The sequence below is a fragment of the Caballeronia sp. INML1 genome, assembly GCF_023631085.1.
Classification (GTDB): Bacteria; Pseudomonadota; Gammaproteobacteria; order Burkholderiales; family Burkholderiaceae; genus Caballeronia; species Caballeronia turbans.
The window spans coordinates 1-23363 of the sequence record NZ_JALQDT010000011.1 but is presented as its reverse complement, the minus strand read 5'-3'; the positions used below and the strand labels follow the sequence as shown (position 1 = coordinate 23363).

16 protein-coding genes are annotated in these 23363 nt (G+C 63.4%); 9 read left to right on the top strand and 7 right to left on the bottom strand.

The features are described from left to right. Nucleotides 1-117: 117 nt before the first annotated feature. Nucleotides 118-336: a hypothetical protein gene (locus NCR38_RS04865; protein ID WP_061121745.1), complete on the bottom strand. Its 219-nt coding sequence runs from the start codon at nucleotides 334-336 to the stop codon at nucleotides 118-120. Between the two features lie 275 nt (nucleotides 337-611). Here NCR38_RS04865 and NCR38_RS04860 point away from each other — a divergent pair, with 275 nt between their 5' ends. Then, nucleotides 612-1148, top strand: coding sequence for a hypothetical protein (locus NCR38_RS04860; protein WP_061121746.1), 537 nt, complete (start codon nucleotides 612-614; stop codon nucleotides 1146-1148). Nucleotides 1149-1211: 63 nt separating this feature from the next. Here the strand turns inward: NCR38_RS04860 and NCR38_RS04855 are convergent, their stop codons facing one another. Both NCR38_RS04855 and NCR38_RS04850 read right to left on the bottom strand, forming a co-directional pair. Further along, nucleotides 1212-2624 (bottom strand): lactate utilization protein B, encoded by a 1413-nt coding sequence (locus NCR38_RS04855; RefSeq protein WP_250476516.1) that lies wholly within the window; start codon nucleotides 2622-2624, stop codon nucleotides 1212-1214. A 26-nt stretch (nucleotides 2625-2650) separates the two neighbouring features. Further along, complete coding sequence (locus NCR38_RS04850; RefSeq protein WP_061121748.1) at nucleotides 2651-3385, bottom strand: (Fe-S)-binding protein; 735 nt, start codon at nucleotides 3383-3385, stop codon at nucleotides 2651-2653. A 190-nt stretch (nucleotides 3386-3575) separates the two neighbouring features. Here NCR38_RS04850 and NCR38_RS04845 point away from each other — a divergent pair, with 190 nt between their 5' ends. Continuing rightward, entirely contained in the window at nucleotides 3576-4382 is an 807-nt protein-coding gene (locus NCR38_RS04845) for an IclR family transcriptional regulator (protein WP_061121749.1), read from the top strand. A gap of 75 nt (nucleotides 4383-4457) precedes the next feature. Here NCR38_RS04845 and pbpG read toward each other — a convergent pair whose 3' ends face one another. Further along, complete coding sequence (gene pbpG / locus NCR38_RS04840; protein WP_061121750.1) at nucleotides 4458-5642, bottom strand: D-alanyl-D-alanine endopeptidase; 1185 nt, start codon at nucleotides 5640-5642, stop codon at nucleotides 4458-4460. A gap of 777 nt (nucleotides 5643-6419) precedes the next feature. Here pbpG and NCR38_RS04835 point away from each other — a divergent pair. Continuing rightward, entirely contained in the window at nucleotides 6420-6995 is a 576-nt protein-coding gene (locus NCR38_RS04835) for a phasin family protein (RefSeq protein ID WP_061121751.1), read from the top strand. Nucleotides 6996-7145: 150 nt separating this feature from the next. Here the strand turns inward: NCR38_RS04835 and lpdA are convergent, their stop codons facing one another. From lpdA to aceE, 3 genes are all read right to left on the bottom strand, one after another. Further along, nucleotides 7146-9209, bottom strand: coding sequence for a dihydrolipoyl dehydrogenase (gene lpdA / locus NCR38_RS04830; protein WP_086961652.1), 2064 nt, complete (start codon nucleotides 9207-9209; stop codon nucleotides 7146-7148). 75 nt (nucleotides 9210-9284) lie between these two features. Next, the gene (gene aceF, locus NCR38_RS04825; RefSeq protein WP_061121752.1) at nucleotides 9285-10919 is read right to left on the bottom strand and encodes a dihydrolipoyllysine-residue acetyltransferase; all 1635 of its coding nucleotides are present in this window, start codon (nucleotides 10917-10919) and stop codon (nucleotides 9285-9287) included. 80 nt (nucleotides 10920-10999) lie between these two features. Next, the gene (gene aceE, locus NCR38_RS04820; protein WP_061121753.1) at nucleotides 11000-13693 is read right to left on the bottom strand and encodes a pyruvate dehydrogenase (acetyl-transferring), homodimeric type; all 2694 of its coding nucleotides are present in this window, start codon (nucleotides 13691-13693) and stop codon (nucleotides 11000-11002) included. A 281-nt stretch (nucleotides 13694-13974) separates the two neighbouring features. Here aceE and fixL point away from each other — a divergent pair, with 281 nt between their 5' ends. The 6 genes from fixL (at nucleotide 13975) to NCR38_RS04790 (ending at nucleotide 23254) form a co-directional block, all read left to right on the top strand. Continuing rightward, nucleotides 13975-16509 (top strand): oxygen sensor histidine kinase FixL, encoded by a 2535-nt coding sequence (gene fixL, locus NCR38_RS04815; RefSeq protein WP_061121754.1) that lies wholly within the window; start codon nucleotides 13975-13977, stop codon nucleotides 16507-16509. Next, nucleotides 16506-17141, top strand: coding sequence for an oxygen response regulator transcription factor FixJ (gene fixJ, locus NCR38_RS04810; RefSeq protein ID WP_014190971.1), 636 nt, complete (start codon nucleotides 16506-16508; stop codon nucleotides 17139-17141). Before fixL ends, fixJ begins: the two co-directional genes overlap by 4 nt. 470 nt (nucleotides 17142-17611) lie before the next feature. Further along, entirely contained in the window at nucleotides 17612-18961 is a 1350-nt protein-coding gene (locus NCR38_RS04805) for a DUF3300 domain-containing protein (protein WP_061121759.1), read from the top strand. Nucleotides 18962-19025: 64 nt separating this feature from the next. Continuing rightward, nucleotides 19026-19937, top strand: a complete 912-nt coding sequence (locus tag NCR38_RS04800) for a DUF2950 domain-containing protein (protein WP_061121755.1) — start codon at nucleotides 19026-19028, stop codon at nucleotides 19935-19937. A 203-nt stretch (nucleotides 19938-20140) separates the two neighbouring features. Further along, nucleotides 20141-20995 (top strand): bifunctional methylenetetrahydrofolate dehydrogenase/methenyltetrahydrofolate cyclohydrolase FolD, encoded by an 855-nt coding sequence (folD, locus tag NCR38_RS04795; RefSeq protein ID WP_061121756.1) that lies wholly within the window; start codon nucleotides 20141-20143, stop codon nucleotides 20993-20995. A 147-nt stretch (nucleotides 20996-21142) separates the two neighbouring features. Beyond that, on the top strand, nucleotides 21143-23254 hold the full coding sequence (locus tag NCR38_RS04790; RefSeq protein WP_061121757.1) for a M3 family metallopeptidase: 2112 nt from the start codon (nucleotides 21143-21145) through the stop codon (nucleotides 23252-23254). Nucleotides 23255-23363 lie beyond the last annotated feature (109 nt).

Sequence of the window (23363 nt, the reverse complement as noted above, 5' to 3'; positions counted from 1 at the left end):
TGAGTCCCGTGCAATACAGAACTCAGGCCTTGGCTACCCGCTAGACTTTAACCGTCCAACTTCGCGGGGTCAGTTCACGCGGGGCGCCATTTTTCGTCTGCGTAAAAACCCGGCGCTCTAGAGCGTCTTTTGTACGGAAGTCACTGCGGGCGTCGCGTCATCGTCCTCGACGAAGCCGAGTGAGATCGCGCGAGCAAGCTCGGCGCTCACGCCAGCCACGCTGGTTTCCTGATGGCGCGTGGACATGCTGCCGCCTTCGCCGGCGTGCAAGCAAAAAGCCAGTGCGATCGGAAGCACGATGGCGACGGGCCAGTAGGTCGATATTGTCTTTTTCATGGGACTGCCTTTGGGTCGAAGTGTCGCAGTGGGTAACAAGGATCCGGGACCCACTGCCGGACATTTCGAATGGTACGGAATCGTCCCGATCTTAACAAGCCGTTGAAAAGCAAAGGATTGTTGCGTTCGCGACAACAAGTCCTCTATCCGGCGCGCCGCTTCCGCTACCCGTCTTTATGACACTTGGCCGTCATAAAGCCTTACAAAGTTATTGAGGACATCCGCTTGGCGATGCTGTCTCATACAGTAATGGTGCTACAGGTTCTATCAAGATCATGAAATCCGCGGTTGCAGGTGTTCTTCTCGCGTCGTCCGCTGCCTTGCTTGGCGGTTGCGCGGTCTATCCGGACGCGCCGACCTATGGCGGCGGCTATCCTGGTGTCTACGACGATCCGGGCTATGGCTATTACGGCGGTCCGCCGGTCGTTCAGCCGGGCGTTGTCGTCGGTGGCGGGTATTACTCTGGTCCGGCGTATTACGGTCCGGGGCGCAGCCGCTACTGGGATGACGGTCCGGGCTGGCGCCGTCCGCCCCCAGGTGGCTGGCATGGCGGCGGCTCACACCCGCGCGATCATGGTCCGGGCGGGCCGCCGCCGCAAGCGGGTGGCGGACATCCGAACGGCCCGCCGCCACAGGCAGGCGGCGGTCGTCCGCCGGCCGCTCCCCCTCCGCAGGCAGTCGGCGGCGCGCCGGTGCCCAACGCAGTGGGCGGTCGACCTCCGGGGCCGAACCGCGCCCCGCCGCCATCCGCGAATGGCGGCACTCGCGACGGCGGCAATTCACGCGGCTTTCTTGGACGCTACGGCGGTTAAGGCGCGGAACGTCTTCATCGAAAACGGGCCACGGCAGATCAGACGATCTGCCGTGGCTTTGTTCTATCCGAGATGCGAGTGTTGCGCCTTGTATAACTCCCGAAAAGTTCGACCGACCGGCGCGGGCATATCGCGCGTGCCGGTCCATCCCTTGCCGAACGGCAAGCGCGAAATCGCTTTCCTTTCGCCACCCATGCGTTCGAGCACACGCACGACGAGCTTGGTGAAAAGCGCATACGCCGCCGGCCGTTTCACGAGATAGCCCCAGGCTGCGAGCGCGGCGCGCTCGCTCCAGGGGCGCAGTCCGCGCTCCATCTGCTTTTCCCGCAGCTTGCGCAGCAAATCCGACAGCGGAATGCCGACCGGGCACACGCTGTTGCATTCGCCGCAGAGCGTCGCGGCTTGTGGCAGATCGAGCGCCTTCTCAATGCCGACGTACGCCGGCGTCAACACGGAGCCCATCGGTCCCGGATAGACCCAACCGTACGCATGCCCACCGATCTTCTGATAGACCGGGCAATGATTCATGCACGCGCCGCAGCGGATACAGCGCAGCATTTCCTGGAACTCTCCGCCGATGAGCCCGGTGCGCCCGCCATCGACGAGCACGAAGTACATGTGCTCCGGGCCGTCCGACTCGTCCGGCGCGCGCGGTCCGGTCAGCAGCGAAAAGTAGTTCGAGATCGTCTGCCCGGTCGCCGAGCGCGGCAGGAGGCGCATGGCGGTCGCGAGATCCTCGAGTGTCGGGAGCACCTTCTCGATGCCCGTCACCGCGACATGCACGCGCGGCATCACCGTGCACATGCCCTCGTTGCCCTCGTTCGTGACGACCGCCACCGACCCCGTCTCCGCGATCAGAAAGTTGCCGCCCGTCACCCCCATGTCCGCCGACATGAAATGCGGGCGCAGCACTTCACGCGCCTCGCGCGTCATGTCGGGGATGTCGGTCAGGCGCGGCTTGTTATGCGTTTTTGCGAAGAGATCGGCAATCTGCTCCTTATCCTTATGGACGACCGGCGCGATGATGTGGCTAGGGGGCTCGTTATCGTTGATCTGCAGGATGTATTCGCCGAGGTCGGTCTCGATGGACTGCACGCCCATCTCGCCGAGCACGCGATTCAACTGCATCTCTTCGGATACCATCGACTTGGTCTTGATGACCTTCTTCACGTCATGCTTGCGGGCGATATCCGCGACGAGCCTGGCTGCGTCCTGCGTCGATTCGGCGTAGAGCACCGTGGCGCCGCGCCGCGCCGCTTCGCGCTCGAAGGTTTCGAGCCATACGTCGAGATTGTCGAGCGCCCGATCGCGCCGCTCTTTCAGCGCGGCACGAGTCGCCTCGAAGTCGATGTCGCGCACCGCGCTCGCGCGCGCGCTGACGAACTTCGTCGAGAGCTTCGTGAGGTTTTGTTGAAGGCGCTCGTCGGCAAGCTTGCTGCCTGCGCGCGCCTTGAAATGCATCGTCTGGACTTGCATGGACAGTCTCTCTTTTCAGGATGCGCTCACGCGCGGCCTTGCGCGTCGCCGGCGAGCACCTGCGCGATGTGCAGCACGCGCGTCGACGTATCGCCTGTGCGGCGCAGGCGCCCTTCGATGTTCAGCATGCAGCCGAGGTCGCCGAGCACGACCGTGTCCGCGCCGCTCGCCTTGATGTTCGCGCACTTCTCATCGACGATCGCCGTCGAAATGTCGCCGTACTTCACCGCGAACGTGCCGCCGAAGCCGCAGCAGTGTTCGCAGCCCGCCATCTCCGTGACCGGTACGCCCGCCTGTGCGAGCAGCTCACGCGGCTGCGACTTCACGCCGAGTTCGCGCAAACCCGAGCACGAATCGTGATAGGTCACCATGCCGTCGAATGCGCCGGGCTCCATGCGCGCCTTTGCGACATTCACCAGAAAATCGGTCAGTTCGAACACACGCGGCTGCAGGCGCCCGAAGCGGCTCATCAGTTGCGGATCGTCGCGAAAAAGATCGCCGTAGTGCGCGCGGATCATGCCGCCGCAGGAACCCGACGGAACGACCACATAGTCGAACTGCTCGAACTCGCGCAGCGTTTTTTCGGCGAGATCGCGGGCGAGCGGACGATCGCCCGAGTTATACGCGGGCTGGCCGCAGCACGTCTGCGACGGCGGCACGACGACTTCGAAACCCGCCCGCTCGATCAGCTTGATGACTGAAAAGCCGATTTCAGGGCGCATCATGTCGATGAGACACGTGACGAATAGTCCGACTCGCATGGGGGCGTTTCCTGTTTTGTAGAAGTGATATGAACGCATCGCCGATTATCCGCGAAAGCCTCGCCCGTCGGGTCGCGCTGATACGCGCGCGTCATTGCCGGAATCATCGTTTCAGAACGGCGTTCGCTTTTTTCACATTATGAGATACAATCGCCATTCCGCTGTTTGACGCATCAACCGATTTTTCACGATGAGCGATACGAACCCGGACTCCAAGACTTCCATTCAGGTGATCGAGCGCATGATGCGTCTTCTCGACGCCCTCGCCGATCACACCGACCCCGTCAGCCTCAAAGAGCTCTCCCAGAGCACGAGTCTGCATCCGTCCACGGCGCATCGCATCCTCAACGACATGGTGCTGTGCCGCCTCGTGGACCGTTCCGATCCCGGCACCTACCGGCTCGGCATGCGGCTGCTGGAACTCGGCAATCTCGTGAAGGCGCGTCTCTCGGTGCGTGAGGCCGCGATGCCGCCGATGCGCGAACTGCATCGGCAAACCGGCCAGACCGTCAATCTATCCGTACGACAAGGCGACGAGATCGTCTACATCGAGCGCGCTTATTCGGAGCGCTCTGGCATGCAGGTGGTGCGGGCGATCGGCGGCCGTGCGCCTTTGCATCTGACTTCGGTCGGGAAACTCTTCCTTGCCGCCGACGAAGCCGCACGCGTGCGCGCCTACGCGATGCGCACCGGTCTCTCGGGGCACACGCAGAACAGCATCACCGATCTCTCGAAGCTCGAGCGCGAACTGTCGCTGGTGCGTCAGCAGGCCTGCGCGCGCGACAACGAGGAACTCGAACTCGGCGTGCGCTGCATCGCCGCCGGCATCTACGACGACACCGGGCGGCTCGTCGCCGGACTTTCGCTTTCCGCGCCCGCCGATCGTCTGCAAGATGCCTGGCTCAAGCAACTGAGCCACACGGCGCTCGAAATCTCGCAATCGCTGGGATATCACCCGGAACAGGCGGCCGCCGACGTGCAACACGCGCACCGCTGATCCGCGCCGCATGAAAAAACGGGATTCGTCTTTCGACGAATCCCGTTTGCTTTTGAAGCAGCGGATCGCGGACGCTCAAGGATTCGCGCCGCTGCCCATATCGGCACTCATGATGTGCGGCTCGCCGAGCGTATCGAGAAACGAGCGCAGGCGGCTCGCATCCGCGAAGCGCGAGTACTTGCCGTAGGAGTCGAGCAGCACGATCACGACCGGGCGGCCGTTCACGTTCGCCTGCATCACGAGACATTCGCCCGCTTCGTTGATGAAGCCCGTCTTCTGCAAGCCGATATCCCACGATGCATTGCGGATCAGCGCGTTCGTGCTGTTGTAGGCGATATTGCGCTTGCCGGTGAAGACATCGTAGCTGCGGTCGGTCGAGAACTTGCGGATCAGCGGATATTGATACGCCGCGTTCACCATCTTCACGAGGTCGCGCGCGCTCGATACGTTCTGGCTCGTCAGGCCCGTCGAGTTCTCGAAGTGCGTGTCGGCCATGCCGAGCGACTTCGCTTTCGCGTTCATCGCGGCGATGAACGCCGGACGGCCGCCCGGGTAATAGCGCGAGAGTGCCGCCGCCGCGCGATTCTCGGAGGCCATCAACGCGATATGCAGCATGTCCTCGCGATTCAGCACCGAACCGACTGCAAGGCGCGAGCCGGTGAACTTCTCGTAGTCGCGGTCTTCGTCGGTGACGCTGATCTCGTCGGTGAGCGGCATGTGCGAGTCGAGCACGACCATCGCCGTCATGAGTTTCGTGATCGACGCGATCGGCACGACGGCGCGCGAGTTCTTGTCGAAGAGCGTCTCGGACGTGTTCTGGTCGACCACATAAGCAACGCTCGAGCGCAGCGCAAGGCTGTCGGGCGTGTCATGCAGGCCGAACGCCTGTCCGACCGATGTGGCACGCGGCTGGAACGCGACGGCGTGCACCGCACCGCGGCGCGCATGCGGTTCCATGCGGTAAGACACCCGACGCTTGCGCGATGCGCGGGGCGCATCCTCGTCGTCATCCGTGGCAGCGACCTTGGCGGCCTTCGCCGGCTTCGGTGCCTTGAGCGTGGTTTTGGCCACGCGCGCAGGCTTTTCAGCGTTGGCGGTGGATTTCTTTGCGGTCCTGGTTGCGGTGGCGGTCTTTGCAAAGGCTTCAGCCGGAGCCGCTGCGAAGGACGTCGCTACTGCGATGGAGACAGCGATGGACAATGCCGAGCGCACTGCCACGCCATGCACCACCTTCAACGACGAAAACATTTCGGTTTTCATTAGTGTTCTGTTGGGCGGCTGGAGGGTACCGCCAAGTGTAGTGAAGCAACGAAATTTAAGCAATATTAAGCACTTATCGGCACTCGTTAAACTGAGTTGTAAGCCTTGATTGCGTATTGCCGATCAACAGCGCGCCTCGATCGGAAAAAACGATCGTCCCGGCGGAGCCTGTACTGCCCAAAGCGCGCTTTTCTACATGACGTCAAACGTGCTATCGGCAAAACTTTCCACGACTTTAGTCAAAACATGCAGAGCGATGGGACAAACGCAGAACGCGAAATCGACAGCAAGGCAGGCCGAGTTGCGCGTGGGTCCGCGCCACAAAATCGGACCATCGAAATGTTAACGTTTCTTCAACAATTTGGTGTACGGCAACATCTTAAAATTAAGACATTCTCCAGAATCGTCTCATTTTGCATCGCGAAAAACTCGCAGGCGTCTGACGTCGGGCGACATCAAAACTTCATCCAGACGTGCTCTCATCCACTGCAAGAACGCGCGTCGAGACGTCTTGAATCTCATACCCGGCTGACGTGCACAGGGTTTCCACGGGTGTCCGTCTCGAGCGTCCGTCGATCAAGTAAGCCTTTGTTTAACATACCTTTTCGACTCATTGTGCAGCGCACAAAAAGTGCTTGACATCTATCGGAATATCTCTAAAATGGGTCTCATGTTGCGACGCACCAATCGCGGTTGCACCTAGCCGGCCAGGTTCATCGCGCCGGATCTATCCAAACCACGACCCGCATTTGATGGGTCGGCCATCAGGAGCCTGAGATGACGCTGTTGACCCCCGAGCAAATCGCCGCTGCACAAAAAGCTAACTTCGACACGCTGTTCGGTCTGACGAACAAGGCGTTCGAAGGCGTCGAGAAGCTGGTCGAACTGAACCTGCAAGTCGTGAAGTCCACGCTGGCCGAAAGCCAGGAAAACGCGCAGCGCGCTCTGTCGGTGAAGGACGCGCAGGAACTGCTCGCGCTGCAAGCCAGCCTGACCCAGCCGGTCGCGGAAAAGGTGCTGTCGTATGGCCGTCACCTGTATGAAATCGCGTCGGCCACGCAAGCCGAATTCGCCCGCGTCGCGGAAGCGCAGTACGAAGAGCAGAACCGCAAGGTGCAAACGCTCGTCGACAACGTCGCGAAGAACGCACCGGCCGGTTCGGAAACCGCTGTCGCCGTGATGAAGTCGGCTATCACCGCTGCCAACACGACGTACGAAACGGTTCACAAGGCAACGAAGCAAGCTGTCGAGATCGCCGAAAGCAACTTCAACGCTGCCGCTACGGCTGCGACGAAGGCCGCTACGCAAGCGACCGAGCAAGCTACCCGCGCCGCCAAGAAGTCGGTTGCGTAAGTTTGCCGCCGGGCTCTGCCCGGTTCAATGCAGCACGCATGACGAAGAGCCCGGCCACCGCGCCGGGCTTTTTGTCGTCTGCCGTTCGTAAACGAAAAAGGCGCGCTCCGGTGAAGGAACGCGCCTTTGCACTTCTCGAAGTGCGGAAGCTTACTTCTTGCGTTGCGGCGGCAAGTCCGTGCACACGCCTTCGTACAACTCGGCGGCCATGCCGACCGATTCGCCGAGCGTCGGATGCGGGTGGATCGTCTTGCCGATGTCGGTTGCATCCGCGCCCATCTCGATCGCAAGGCACACTTCGCTGATCAGGTCGCCCGCATTCAGACCGACGATGCCGCCGCCGATCACACGGTGCGTCTCCTCATCGAAGATGAGCTTGGTGAAGCCCTCGTCGCGGCCATTCGCGATCGCGCGGCCCGACGCGGCCCACGGGAACACCGCTTTGCCGAACTTGATGCCTTCGGCCTTGCACTGGTCTTCCGTCTTGCCGGCCCACGCCACTTCCGGATCGGTGTAAGCCACCGACGGAATCTGCATCGCGTCGAAATACGCCTTCTCGCCGTGCGCCACTTCCGCCGCGACGTGGCCCTCGTGCACCGCCTTGTGCGCGAGCATCGGCTGGCCGACGAGATCGCCGATCGCGAAGATATGCGGCACGTTGGTGCGCATCTGCTTGTCGACGTTGATGAAGCCGCGATCCGTCACCGCCACGCCGGCCTTGTCCGCGCCGATCTTGCCGCCGTTCGGGCTGCGGCCGACCGCGAGCAGCACGAGGTCGTAGCGCTGCGGTTCGCTCGGCGCCTTCTCGCCTTCGAAGGTCACGTAGATGCCGTCTTCGCGCGCTTCCGCCTTGGTCGTCTTGGTCTTCAGCATCACGTTCGTGAAGCGTTTGGAATTGAACTTCTCCCAAACCTTCACGAGGTCGCGATCCGCGCCGAGCATGAGGCCGTCGAGCATTTCGACGACGTCGATGTCCGCGCCGAGCGTCGAATACACCGTCGCCATTTCCAGGCCGATGATGCCGCCGCCCACCACGAGCATGCGCTTCGGAAGCTGACGCAGTTCGAGCGCGCCCGTCGAATCGACGACACGCGGATCGTCCGGGAAGAACGGCAGCTTCACGGCTTGCGAGCCGGCCGCGATGATCGCCTGCTTGAACTTCACGACCTTCTTGCCGTCCGCGCCCTGCACTTCCATGTAATACGGATCGACGAAGTTACCCACGCCCGTGACGACCTGCACCTTGCGCGCCTTCGCCATGCCCGCGAGACCGCCGGTCAGCTTCTTGACCACGCCTTCCTTGAAGCCGCGCAGTTTGTCCAGATCGACCTTCGGCTCGCCGAAGCTGATGCCGTGCGCCGCGAGCTCCGCCGCTTCGTCGATGACGAGCGCGGTGTGCAGCAGCGCCTTCGACGGAATGCAGCCGACGTTCAGGCACACGCCGCCCAGCGTCGAATAACGCTCGACGAGCACCGTCTTCATGCCGAGATCGGCGGACCGGAACGCCGCCGAATAACCGCCGGGGCCGGCGCCGATCACGAGCATGTCGCACTCGACATCGGCGGCGCCGGAGTAACTGCCCGCTTGCGGCGCGGGGGCCGGAGCGGCTGCAGCGGCTGCCGGAGCAGCCTGCTGAGGCGCGGGCGCGGGCGCAGACGCGGACGCCGCGCCGCCGCCTTCGAGCGTCAGGACCAGCGTGCCTTCCGACACGGTGTCACCGACCTTCAGCTTCACTTCCTTCACCGTGCCCGCAGCGGGTGAAGGCACGTCCATCGTGGCTTTATCGGATTCGAGCGTGATGAGCGACTGCTCCTTCTCGACCGTATCGCCCGGCTTCACGTGCACTTCGATGACCGGAATGTCCTTGAAGTCGCCGATGTCCGGCACCTTCACGTCCTGCACGCCGCCGGCGGCCGCGGCGGGCTTCGCGGCCGCCGGCGCCGGCGCTGCAGCAGGCGACGGAGCCGCCGACGCGCCTTCGGTTTCGACCATCGCGATGACCGAGCCCTGCGAGACCTTGTCGCCCTGCTTGACCTTCACTTCCTTGACGGTGCCCGCGAAATCGGCGGGCACTTCCATCGTGGCCTTGTCGGTTTCGAGCGTGATGACGCCCTGTTCCTTTTCGATGCTGTCGCCGGGTTTGATATTGACTTCGATGACATCGACATCGGAGAAGTCGCCGATGTCGGGTACTTTTAGTTCGACGAGACTCATGTTGTCCCCTAAGAGATGTGCGGATGGAACCTCAGGGCCACGCCCCGAGGTTCCGCCGTCGGCCGGATCAGAAGATCAGAGAATGACGCGACGGAAATCGCCCAGAATCGCCGACAGATAAGCGTTGAAGCGCGCAGCGGCCGCACCGTCGATGACGCGATGGTCGTACGACAGCGACATGGGCAGCGTAAGGCGCGGCACGAACTGCTTGCCGTCCCACACCGGCTTCATCTGACCGCGCGACAGGCCGAGAATCGCGACTTCGGGCGCGTTGATGATCGGCGTGAAGTGCGTTCCGCCGATGCCGCCCAGCGACGAGATCGAGAAGCAGCCGCCCTGCATCTGATCGGGCTTGAGCTTGCCGTCGCGCGCGAGCTTCGACAGCTCCGCCATTTCCTTGGCGATATCGACGAGGCCCTTCTTGTCCGCGTCGCGGATCACCGGAACGACGAGGCCGTTCGGCGTATCGGCCGCGAAACCGATGTGGTAGTACTTCTTGAACACGAGGTTGTCGCCGTCCAGGCTCGCGTTGAAGTCCGGAAACTTCTTGAGCCCCGAGACCACGGCCTTGATGACGAACGCGAGCATCGTGAACTTCACGCCCGCCTTTTCGTGTTCCTTGTTCAGCTTGACGCGCAGTTCTTCGAGCTCGGTGATGTCGGCTTCGTCGTTGTTCGTGACGTGCGGAATCATCACCCAGTTGCGATGCAGGTTCGCCCCCGAGATCTTCTTGATGCGCGACAGCGGCTTCGGATCGACCGGGCCGAACTTCGTGAAGTCGATCTTCGGCCACGGCAGCAGACCCAGTTCGCCGCCGCCACCGCCAGCCGGCGCAGCCGCTGCGGGCGCCGCGCCCTGACCCGACATCACGCCCTTGACGAACGCGGTGATGTCGCCTTGCGTGATGCGGCCCTTCGGACCGCTGCCACGCACGCGCGACACGTCGACGCCCAGTTCGCGGGCGAACTTGCGCACGGACGGCGACGCGTGGCTCGACGTGCGCGTGCCGTCGCCGGCAGGAATCACGGGCGCCTGCGCGAGCGCGGACGGCGGCTCTTTCGCGGGAACGGGCTTCGCGGGCGCATCGGCGGGCACTTCGACCTGCTTCTGAGGCGCGGGCGCCGCCGCAGGCGCTGCTGCTGCACCGGCGCCTTCCAGCACGAGGATCAGCGAGCCTTCGGAAACCGTGTCGCCGATCTTGACCTTCAGTTCCTTCACCGTGCCCGATGCGGGACTCGGCACATCCATCGTCGCCTTGTCGGATTCGAGCGTGACGAGCGACTGCTCCTTCTCGACCTGGTCGCCGACCTTCACGCCGATCTCGATGATCGGAATGTCCGTGAAGTCGCCGATGTCCGGCACCTTCACTTCGATGGAACCGCCGCCGCTCGCGGCGGGGGCGGCAGCGGGAGCCGCTGCCGGCGCCGGTGCAGCCGCTTCCTGCTTTGCGGCAGGCGCGGCGGCGGATGCGCCGCCTTCCAGTACGACGATGAGCGTGCCTTCCGACACGTTGTCGCCGACCTTGACCTTCACCTCCTTCACGGTGCCCGCCGCCGAACTCGGCACGTCCATCGTCGCCTTGTCGGATTCGAGCGTGACGAGCGACTGCTCGGGTTCGACCGTATCACCCACCTTGACCAGCACCTCGATCACGGGGATGTCCTTGAAATCGCCGATGTCCGGCACTTTGACTTCGATCGCTTGACTCATTATTAGTGTCTCCTGGGTTGCACGCGGGCCTCCTTCCGCTTCGGAAAGAGGCCGCGTCACAACGCTCGGGGGCGATGCCTTTAGACGGTCATCGGGTTGGGTTTGGACGGGTCGAGGTTGTACTTCTTGATCGCCTCAGCGACGACCTTGCGCTCGATCGTGCCTTCGTCGGCCAGCGCGTTCAGCGCGGCCAGCGTCACCCAGTAGCGGTCGACTTCGAAGAAGTGGCGCAGCGCCTCGCGCGTGTCCGAGCGGCCGTAGCCGTCGGTGCCGAGCACCACGAACTTGTTCGGCACATAGCCGCGGATCTGGTCGACGAGCGCACGGATGTAGTCCGTCGATGCGATCACCGGACCCTTCGCGCCCTTGAGCAGCGCGCTCACGTGCGGCACGCGCTTCTCTTCGGTCGGATGCAGCAGGTTCCAGCGCTCGCACGCCTGACCGTCACGGGCCAGTTCGGTAAAGCTCGGCACGCTCCAGAGATCGGAGGTGACGCCCCAGTCGTTCTTCAGAAGATCGGCGGCGGCGATCACTTCGTTGAAGATCGTGCCCGCGCCCATCAGCTGAACGTGCGCCTTGCCGGCCGCATCGGCCTTCCTGAACGCGTACATGCCCTTGATGATGTCCGATGCAACGGCATCGCCTTGCGGGATCGCCGGATGCTCGTAGTTCTCGTTCATCACGGTGATGTAGTAGTACACGTCCTCCTGATCCGCGACCATGCGGCGCAGACCGTCCTGCATGATGACCGCGAGCTCGTAGCCGAAGGTCGGATCGTAGCTCACGCAGTTCGGCACGGACGCCGCCCACAGCAGCGAGTGGCCGTCTTCGTGCTGCAGGCCTTCGCCGTTGAGCGTCGTGCGGCCAGCGGTACCGCCCAGCAGGAAGCCGCGCGAGCGCATGTCGCCCGCGGCCCACGCCAGATCGCCGATGCGCTGGAAGCCGAACATCGAGTAGAAGATGTAGAACGGGATCATGATCTCGCCGTGCGTCGAGTACGACGTCGCGGCCGCGATCCAGTCACACATCCCGCCTGCTTCGTTGATGCCTTCCTGCAGAATCTGCCCGGTTTCCGATTCCTTGTAGAACATCAGCTGGTCGGAGTCTTCGGGAATGTACTTCTGGCCTTCCTGATTCCAGATGCCGATCTGACGGAAGAGACCCTCCATGCCGAAAGTACGCGATTCGTCCGGCACGATCGGCACGATGCGCTTGCCGAGTGCCTTGTCTTTCAGCAGGATGTTCAGGATCCGCACGAAGGCCATCGTCGTGGAGATTTCGCGGCCTTCGCCCGTGCCCTTCAGCAGCGGCTCGAATGCGGCGAGCGCCGGCACCGGCAGCGATTCCGCCTTTTCGCGACGCGCCGGCAGATAGCCGCCGAGGTCCATGCGCTTCTGACGCATGTACTCCAGTTCCTTCGAGCCTTCCTCGAACGTGAGGTACGGCACGTCGGCGATTTGCTCGTCGGTGAGCGGCAGGCGGAACTGGTCGCGGAATTTCTTCAGCGTGTCGATCGGCAGCTTCTTCTGCTGGTGCGTGATGTTCATCGCCTGACCATGCTCGCCCATGCCGTAACCCTTGATGGTCTTGGCGAGGATGACGGTCGGCGCGCCCTTCGTCTTGGTCGCGGCGTCGAATGCCGCGTAGATCTTGTGCGGATCGTGACCGCCGCGGTTCAGGTTCCAGATGTCTTCATCGGACCAGTCGGCGACCAGCGCCTTCAGTTCCGGCGTGTTGAAGAAGTGCTCGCGCACGAACGCGCCCGACTCCGACTTGTACGTCTGGTATTCGCCGTCGACGACTTCCATCATGCGGCGCATCAGCGCGCCGGTCTTGTCGCGCGCGAAGAGCGCATCCCAGCGGCTGCCCCAGATGACCTTGATGACGTTCCAGCCCGCGCCGCGGAATTCGCTTTCCAGTTCCTGGATGATCTTGCCGTTGCCGCGCACCGGGCCGTCCAGGCGCTGCAAGTTGCAGTTGATGACGAACACGAGGTTGTCCAGACGCTCGCGGCCGGCCATGCCGATCGCGCCGAGCGATTCCGGCTCGTCCGTCTCGCCGTCGCCGAGAAACGCCCAGACCTTGCGGCCGTCCGTTTTCGCGATGCCGCGCGCCGCCATGTACTTCATGAAGCGCGCCTGATAGATCGCCATGATCGGGCCGAGACCCATCGACACGGTCGGGAATTGCCAGAAGTCCGGCATCAGCCACGGGTGCGGATACGACGAGATGCCCTCGCCGCCCACTTCCTGGCGGAAGTTGTTCAGTTGCTTCTCGGTCAGGCGGCCAAGCAGGAACGCGCGCGAGTACACGCCCGGCGACGAGTGGCCCTGCACGAACACGAGATCGCCGCCGTGTTCTTTCGACGGCGCGTGCCAGAAGTGGTTGAAGCCGACGTCGTAGAGCGTGGCGGCGGACGCGAACGAAGCAATGTGGCCGCCGACGTTCGTATCCTTGCCCGCGCGCAGAACCATCGCGATGGCGTTCCAGCGGGTGTACGAGCGGATCCGGTGTTCGATGTCCTGGTCGCCCGGGATCTTGGCCTGCGAAGCGACGGGGATCGTGTTGATGTACGGCGTGTTGGCGGAGAACGGCAGGTGCTCGCCATGAACGCGAGCGAATTCGATCTGTTTCTCGATCAGGTAGTGCGCGCGATCAGGACCGACCGCGGAAATTACGCCGTCGAGCGCGTCGAGCCATTCGGCGGTTTCCTGAGGATCGTCGTCCTTGGCGTTGGCGACATATTTGAGAACTTCGTCGGGTACAGCGGACATGCTCGTCTCCTGATGTGAGGAACACTCTGAGAACCGCCGGCGCACGCCCGATCGAAGGCGGGCACTGGCCGCGTGCCGGCAATTCTAAAGAGGGTCCAGACCATGACGCAAGGAATTTTTCAAATCATGAGAGTTGATCTCACCATACGAAAAATTGCTGCAACGCACCGTCCCATAAGACTTTTTTAGTCAGATGTTTCTCCTCCTTTTCCTGCAATCGAGGCTTCTTTACCCTCTTTTTACGCCAATTAACAATCAGGCGCTGCGTTACAATCGCTTCCATGTTGACCGAACGGCTGATCAAACGCTCGGCGAGGGTCCCGCGCAAGCCGACCGACGCCTCGCCCTCTCGCTGGCACCACGGCCCGTGGTGGTCGAACTCCTATTTACTCACGCCGCTCATTTCGATCCTGGTATTTCTGGTCGTGATGAGTCTCATCCTCTGGAGCCTGAACCGGCGCGAGCAACAGCAGCAGGAAGACACGCTCTACCGCAATGTCGCGTGGGCGCAGCAGCAAATCCGTCTCTCGATGACGGGCGCACAGGAGCAGATCCAGGCGCTCGCCCGCGACATCGTGACCGGCCACGGCGACCCGCAAACCTTCCAGACCTCGTCCACCGACATCATGCAGGGGCATCCCGAGATCCTCTACATGAACTGGTATACGAGCGAGCATAAGCCGCGCTGGCCGAATACGCCGCTGCCCGTGCTCGGATCGCGTCTCGCGAAGCCGAACGACACGCAGATGGACGAGGCCGTGCAGGCCGCGTTCGACGAAGCGCGGACCACCCGCCGCCAAGTCTACTCGCCATTGCTCTACGACGATCTCGGCAACGGCTATATCACGCTGCAGACACCGGTTTTCCGCGACCGGGAATTCCTCGGCTCGATCGCGGCGGTGTTCTCGATCGAGGGCGTCCTCAAGCACGACATTCCCAGCGAACTGTCGGCGAAGTACAAGATCTCCATCACGGACCTGAACAACCGCGAGCTCGCGACCACGTCGAGCCGCCCGCGCCTGCCGCGCGACATGTTCTACGACCTGCCGCTCGATCCGCCGGGTCAGGGCCTGTCGGTGCGCGTCTATTCGTACCCGCAGCTCACGAACTTCACCAATAACACGCTCGTCTGGCTCGTGGCCGGCTTGTCGTGCTTCGTGCTGTGGAGTCTCTGGAGTCTGTGGAAACACACGCGCCAGCGCTTCGAGGCGCAACAGGCGCTGTACGCCGAAGCGTTCTTCCGCCGGGCGATGGAAAACTCGGTGCTGATCGGCATGCGCGTGCTCGACATGCACGGCCGCATCACGCACGTGAACCCCGCGTTCTGCCGCATGACGGGCTGGGACGAGAGCGATCTCGTCGGCAAGAACGCGCCGTTTCCGTACTGGCCGCGCGACGCCTATCCCGAAATGCAGCGCCAGCTCGACATGACGCTGCGCGGCAAGGCGCCCTCTTCCGGCTTCGAATTGCGCGTGCGCCGCAAGGACGGTTCGTTCTTCCACGCGCGGCTGTACGTCTCGCCGCTGATCGACAGCTCGGGGCGGCAGACTGGCTGGATGTCGTCGATGACGGACATCACCGAACCCAAGCGCGCGCGCGAAGAGCTCGCCGCGGCGCACGAGCGCTTCACCACCGTGCTCGAAAGCCTCGACGCGGCCGTCTCCGTGCTCGCCGCCGACGAAGCCGAGCTGCTCTTCGCCAATCGCTATTACCGGCATCTGTTCGGCATCCGTCCCGACGGCCATCTGGAGCTCGCCGGCGCCGCGTTCGACGGCGGCTCGCAAAGCTCGTCCGATACCATCGACATGGTCGACACCTACGCGGGCCTCCCCGCCGCCGCGCTCACCGAAAGCTCGGCGGACGCGCAGGAAGTCTATGTCGAGGGTATCCAGAAGTGGTTCGAGGTGCGCCGCCAGTACATCCAGTGGGTCGACGGCCATCTCGCGCAGATGCAGATCGCCACCGACATCACGCAGCGCAAGCAGGCGCAGGAACTCGCGCATCAGCAGGAAGAGAAACTGCAGTTCACGAGCCGCCTGATGACGATGGGCGAAATGGCGTCGTCGCTCGCGCACGAGCTGAATCAGCCGCTCGCGGCGATCAACAACTATTGTTCCGGCTGCGTCGCGCTGGTGAAATCTGGCCGCATGACGCAGGAAACGCTGCTTCCCGTGCTCGAGAAGACCGCGCAGCAGGCCGTGCGCGCAGGCATGATCATCAAGCGCATCCGCGAGTTCGTGAAGCGCAGCGAGCCCAAGCGCCAGGCCGCGCGCGTCGCGGATATCGTCGCGGACGCGGTTGGTCTCGCCGAAATCGAAGCGCGCAAACGCAAGATCCGCATCGTCACCGAAATCCGCTCGCGCATGCCGGTGATCTACGTCGACCCGGTTTTGATCGAACAAGTGTTGGTCAACCTGTTGAAAAACGCGGCTGAGGCGATGCATGATGCGAAACCAACCGCGGTCGATCCGGTGATTCGCGTCGTCGTGCAGCGCATGGACGGCGGCTTCGTTTGCATCAGCGTGGTCGATCAGGGACCGGGCGTGGACGAGGCAACCGCCGAGCGCCTCTTCGAGCCGTTCTACAGCACCAAGTCCGACGGCATGGGCATGGGGCTGAACATCTGCCGCTCGATCATCGAGTCGCATCGCGGACGCCTTTGGGTGGTCAACAACGTCGAAGCGGACGGCCACGTGACCGGCGCAACTTTCCACTGCAGCCTGCCGATCGGCGAAGTGGACGGCTCGTCGGGCACGGGCGGCACGGATGCGCAGGACGAACATACGAGACAACAAACAGTTACGGGAGAACTATGAGCACAGTCACCACTCAGGAAACCGTCTTCGTCGTCGACGATGATGAAGCCGTGCGTGATTCCTTGCGCTGGCTGCTCGAAGCAAACGGCTATCGCGTTCAATGCTTCTCCAGCGCGGAATCGTTCCTCGACGTCTATCTGCCGATCTCGCATTCCGGCGCGATCTCCTGTCTGATCCTCGACGTGCGCATGGCCGGCATGACGGGGCTCGAGCTGCAGGAGAAACTCATCGCCGAGAATTCGCTGCTGCCGATCATCTTCGTGACGGGTCACGGCGACGTGCCGATGGCCGTCTCGACGATGAAAAAAGGCGCGATGGACTTCATCGAAAAGCCGTTCGACGAAGCCGAACTGCGCAAGCTCGTGGAGCGCATGCTGGAGAAAGCGCGCAGCGAAAGCACCAGCGTGCAGCAGCAGCGCGCCGCCGCAGAGCGTCTGGGCAAGCTGACCGCACGCGAGCATCAGGTGCTCGAGCGCATCATCGCGGGGCGCCTGAACAAGCAGATCGCCGACGATCTCGGCATCAGCATCAAGACGGTGGAAGCGCATCGCGCGAACATCATGGAGAAGCTCTCCGTGAACACCGTCGCCGATCTGCTGCGTCTCGCGCTGTCGAACAAGCCTCAGCAGTAACGGCTTCATCTCTCTCTTCGCGGCCGGCATCGCCATGCCGGCCGCGCTTGCATGGCGCGCCTGGCGACACGCGCGCGCCGTTCGTCCCCTTCCGAAACCCCGTTGTCGGCAAGAGTGAAACGTGATATTTCCTCAATCACGTTGACACATCCAGAGGGCCGCCCGTAAGTTGGCGTGACCTCCACTACCGGACAACGGTCATGCGCGACACGACGGCTGCTGCGTCCTTGCTCGAATGTCAAACGTTTGGCGTCCAGGTCTTCGAAACCGAAGCCACTCGCTCATCAATTCCCTCGCCTTCATTCAGCACTGCGCATCAGTTCGCTGCTTATCGGCAAACTACAGGCGCATCCCGCCGCATCGGCAGTCCACGCGCGCCGAGTGTCCAGCGTCGTGCACCGGAGGACTTGATCTTGAAACGAAGCCCTTACATCATCAGCCATCGCGCGCGCACGCTGCGCATCATCGCGATGAGCGTAGCGCTCGCGTTGCCGCTTACGGCGCTGCTTCCCGCCACGGTTCACGCGCAGACGCAGGACGCTGCGAGCGCCGCGCAGAAGCTCACGAACCAGCAGCTCGATGCGCTGACCGCGCCGGTCGCGCTCTATCCCGACGCGCTGCTCGCGCAAGTGCTGATGGCGTCGACGTATCCATCGCAAGTCACCGATGCAGCCGCGTGGTCGAAGGCGAACCCGAACGTCAAGGGCGACGACGCCGTGAAAGCCGTGCAGACCGAGCCGTGGGATCCGAGCGTGCAATCGCTCGTCGCGTTCCCTCAGGCGCTCGCAACGATGGCCTCCAAGATCGACTGGGTGACGCAGCTCGGCAACGCCTTCATCGCGCAGCCGAGCGACGTGATGGACTCCGTTCAGCGTCTGCGGCGCGCGGCGCAAAGCGCCGGGAATCTGAAGACGAACGAGCAGCAGAAGATCACGAGCGCGCCGGCGCCGGCGGGCAGCACGACCACCAGCACCACGGTGATTCAGATCGAGCCGGCCAATCCGCAAGTGGTCTATGTGCCGACTTATAACCCGACGGTCGTGTACGGCACGTGGCCTTATCCGGCTTATCCGCCGGTCTACGTGCCTCCGCCTCCGGGATATGCGATGGCGTCGGCGTTCGTCGGCGGTCTCGCGTTCGGCGCAGGCGTCGCGGTCGTGAATTCGCTGTGGGGCAACTGTAACTGGGGGCACGGGGATGTCAACGTCAACGTGAACCGCTACAACAACATCAACACGAGCAACCGCATCAATGCGAACAGCAACAACGTGCGCTGGAACCGCAACGATCCGCAGTTCAACCGGACCAACGTCGCGAACCGGCAGAACACGTTGAACAACGCGAATCTCGGCGCGAACGCCAACCAGTTTCGGGGTCGCGAGAATGCGCGCGCGCAGGCGGCGCAGACGCTGCAGCAGCGCACCGGGCAAAACCTCAACGAGCCGGCGAGCCAGCGCGTGCAGAGCATTCGCCAGGGCGGCGGTGTGAACGCGCGCGACACCAGCGACCTGCGCCAGCGCTCGCAGAACGTGAACCGCGATAACGCGCTGCGCGGTGCGGGCGACGGCAACGGTGCGCGCCAGGACATCCAGCGCGGACAGGCGAGCCGGGAGTCGTTCGCCAATCAGTCGCATAACCGCGTCGGCGGCGGCGGTGGTATCGAGCGTCAGGCGGGCGGCGGTGCGGGGGGCGGTGCGGGGGGTGGATTCGGCGGCGCGGGGGGCGCGCAACGTCAGGGCGGTGGATTCGGGGGCGGCGGCGGAATGCACGGCGGCGGCGGGTTCCAGCGAGGCGGCGGCGGAGGCTTTCATCGCCGTTGATGATCGATTCGACTGATCGCTCAAACGCCGCATACGCGGCGAACGCCACTTTCAGGAGCCTGAGATGACCCCTACCCAAGCATTCGCCTCAACGAAGAAGCCATTCCTGCGCGCCCTCGTCGCCGCATCGCTCGCGCTCGGCGCATCGCTCGCGTACGCGCAGACCGTCTATCCGACCGCCGAAGCGGCCGCGCAGGCGCTCACCGACGCCATCGCGACCAACGACGACACCGCGCTCGCCAAAGTCCTCGGCAAGGACCACAGGCATTACGTGCCCGCCGGCAGTGTCGGCGAAGAGGACATCTATGCGTACCTGGGCGCGTGGGCGCAGCAGCATCGCATCGTCGAGGATGCTCAACCGCTCAAAGGCCATCCGGCTGCGCACATCGAAGCGGGCACGAGCGGCTGGACGCTGCCGATTCCGCTCGTGAAAGTCGCGAAAGGCTGGCGCTTCGACATGCCCGCCGCGCGCGACGAACTGCTCACGCGGCGTATCGGCCGCAACGAGCGTTCGGCGATGCAGGTCGCGCTCGCGTATGTCGCCGCGCAGAACGACTATCACAAGACGGCCGACCGCTACGCCGACCGTTTCGTCAGCACGCCCGGCAAACACGACGGCCTCTACTGGGACACCGCGCCGGGCGAGCCGGACAGCCCGCTCGGCCCGCTCGCTGCCACGATGCCGAACAAGCCGAGCGCAGCCGACGGCTATTACGGCTATCACTACCGCATCCTGACTTCGCAGGGCGCGAACGCGCAGGGCGGCGCGAAGAGCTATCTGCAGGACGGCAAGCTGACGCAAGGCTTCGGCTTGATCGCGACGCCGGCGCGCTACGGCCAGACCGGTGTGATGACTTTCATCGTCAACCAGGACGGGCAGATCTTCGAAAAAGACCTCGGCCCGGCGTCCGCACGCGCGGCCGCGGCGATCAAGTCGTTCAATCCGGATTCGTCCTGGAAGGCGGTTACGCCTTAAGGCCCGGCGAAGTGGCGGGCATGGCGGGCCAAAACGTGCAATAGCGCCCGGCGGTATAATTTCGCCCTTCCCAGGGGCGCATTTGCCGAAAAACGCGCCCAGCACCATGCGCGAGCGCCGCGCACCGCTGCCGCACGAAGCAGCGGGCGCGGCGACGGCTTAACGCCCTCGCGCGCCCTCGCCCATCCTCGATCCGATTCGCCATGACTGCCCAACTCATCGACGGCAACGCCCTTTCCAAGACCCTTCGCGCCGATGTCGCCCAGCGCGCCGCCGCCCTCACCGCCCGTGGACACAAGCCGGGCCTGGCCGTGGTGCTCGTCGGCGACAATCCCGCGAGCGAGGTCTACGTGCGCAACAAGGTGAAGGCGTGCCACGACAACGGCCTGCACTCGGTGATGGACCGCTTCCCCGCGACGCTCGCCGAAAACGAACTCCTCGCGCACGTCGCAAAGCTCAACGCCGATCCTTCCATCCACGGCATTCTTGTGCAACTGCCCCTGCCCGCGCACATCGATAGCCACAAGGTCATCGAGGCCATCGCGCCCGAGAAGGACGTCGACGGCTTTCACGTCGCCAATGCGGGCGCGCTCATGACCGGCAAGCCGCTCTTTCGCCCGTGCACGCCCTACGGCGTGATGAAGATGTTCCAGGCGCACGACATCGACCTGAAAGGCGCGAACGCGGTGGTGATCGGCCGCTCGAACATCGTCGGCAAGCCGATGGCGCTTCTGCTGCTCGAAGCCGGCGCGACCGTCACCATCTGTCACAGCAAGACGCGCGACCTCGCGAAGCATACGCGCGATGCCGATGTGATCGTCGCCGCGGTCGGCCGCCGCAACATCCTGACCGCCGACATGGTGAAGCCGGGCGCCACCGTGATCGACGTCGGCATGAATCGCGACGACGAAGGCAAGCTGTGCGGCGACGTCGATTTCGCGGGCGTCAGGGAAGTCGCCGGCCATATCACGCCGGTCCCGGGCGGCGTCGGCCCGATGACCATCACGATGTTGCTCGTCAACACGATCGAAGCGGCCGAGCGCGCGGCGCAAGCGTGAAAATCGGCGCGGGGCCGCATTAATCGGCCCCTTAAAAACAATCGATTGGAATTTGCCTCGCACGCCCTAATAATCTCTCAGAGAGCCGGCGCGGACGGGTGCGACACTCCCCGCCCGCGCTTTACCCAACATCAGAACGGGAGAGTCATGAGCGACACCACGTCCACCCTGGCAGCGGCCAATCCGCTGCTCGATTTTTCCGATCTTCCGCGTTTCGGCGAAATTCAGCCTGCGCACGTCACGCCGGCGCTCGACGTGCTGCTCGCCGATGCAAAGGCCGCCGTCGACCGTGCGAGCGCGCCGGACACGCCGGCGACCTGGAAAGATGTCGTCGAGGCGGTCGAGCAGGAATCGGAAAAATTGTCCCGCGCTTGGGGCGTAATCGGCCATCTGAACGCGGTTGCCGATACGCCAGAACTGCGCGCCGCGCACGCTGAAAACCTGCCGCGCGTCACCGAATTTTCGGCAAGCGTCGGTCAGAACCTCGCGCTCTACGAGAAGTACAAGGCGATTGCCGCCGGACCGGAATTCGCCGGTTTATCGGCCGAGCGCAAGAAGATCCTGGAGAATTCGCTGCGGGATTTCCGTCTGTCGGGCGCCGAATTGCCCGAGGACCGCAAGCCGCGTTTCGCGCAATTGCAGGAGGAGCAAGCCGCGCTTTCCAAGGCATTCTCCGATCACGTGCTCGATTCGACCAACGCCTACGCGTACGTCGTCACGCAAAAAAGCGATCTCGCCGGCCTGCCGGATGACGTGATCGAAGCGGCCCGCGAAGCCGCTCAACGCGACGGCAAGGAAGGATGGAAGTTCACACTGCATTTCCCGTCGTATTTCCCGGTGCTGCAATATGCCGATCATCGGCCGATGCGCGAGGCGATGTATCGCGCGTATGCCACCCGTGCGTCGGAGCTGGGCGGCACCTACGGCCACGGCAAGCCTGAATGGGACAACACCGCGAATATCGTCGAGCATCTGAAGCTGCGCGAGGAGGAAGCGAAGACGCTCGGCTATCAGAATTTCGCGGAAGTGTCGCTCGCGCCGAAGATGGCCGAATCGCCCGCGCAAGTGATCGCGTTCCTCGAGGACCTCGCCACGCGTGCGCGTCCTTACGCCGAAAAGGACTGGATGGAACTGCGCGCGTTCGCCGCGACCGAGCTCGGCATGCCCGAACTGCAGCCGTGGGATATCGCGTATGCGGCCGAGAAGCTGCGTCAGAAGCGCTACTCGTTCTCCGAGAACGAAGTGAAGCAATACTTCCCGCAGGAAGCCGTGCTGAAGGGCCTCTTCAAGGTCACCGAAACGCTCTTCAACGTGTCGATCCGCCGCGACGAAGCCGCCGTGTGGAACCCCGACGTGCGCTTCTTCCGCGTCGAGAACAAGGACGGCACGCTCGTCGCGCAGTTCTATCTCGATCTCTACGCGCGCGAAGGCAAGCGCGGCGGCGCATGGATGGACGACGCCCGCTCGCGCCACAAGCGCACGCAGGGCGGCGTGCAGACGCCGGTCGCCTATCTCACGTGCAATTTCTCGGCGCCGGTGGGCGGCAAGCCCGCCTGCTTCACGCATGATGAAGTCATCACGCTGTTCCATGAGTTCGGCCACGGCCTGCATCACATGTTGACGCGGATCGACGAACTGGGCGTGTCGGGCATCAATGGCGTCGAGTGGGATGCGGTCGAACTGCCGTCGCAGTTCATGGAAAACTTCTGCTGGGAGTGGGACGTCTTGACCGACATGTCCGCGCATGTCGAGACCGGCGCGCCGCTGCCGCGCGAGCTGTTCGACAAGATGCTCGCCGCGAAAAACTTCCAGAGCGGTCTCGGCACGATGCGCCAGATCGTCTTCTCGATGTTCGACATGGTGTTGCACACGTCCTACGATCCGGCCAACGCGACGCAGAACGTGAACGACCTCGCGCGCGCGATCAACGAGAAGTTCCATGTGATTCCGCAGGCGCCGTTCTCGCGCTGGCCGAACACGTTCAGCCATATCTTCGCGGGCGGCTACGCGGCGGGTTACTACAGCTACAAGTGGGCTGAAGTGCTGTCGGCGGACGCGTACGCGGCGTTCGAAGAAGCCGCGAAGGCCAGCAACGGCTCGGTGCTCGACGTGACGACGGGCACGCGCTACCGCCGCGAGATTCTCGAAGTCGGCGGCAGCCGCCCGGCGATGGATTCGTTCAAGGCGTTTCGCGGACGCGAGCCGGACATCGACGCATTGCTGCGACATAACGGCATGTCGGGGCAAGCGGCGCACTGATCTCGAGCTGGCGAGAAAACCCCGGCCCAATCTGAACTGACCCCGCAAAGTTGGACAGGTTTGGGCTAAGGCCGTGAGGGCTGAGTTCTGTACATTACAGGACTCAGCC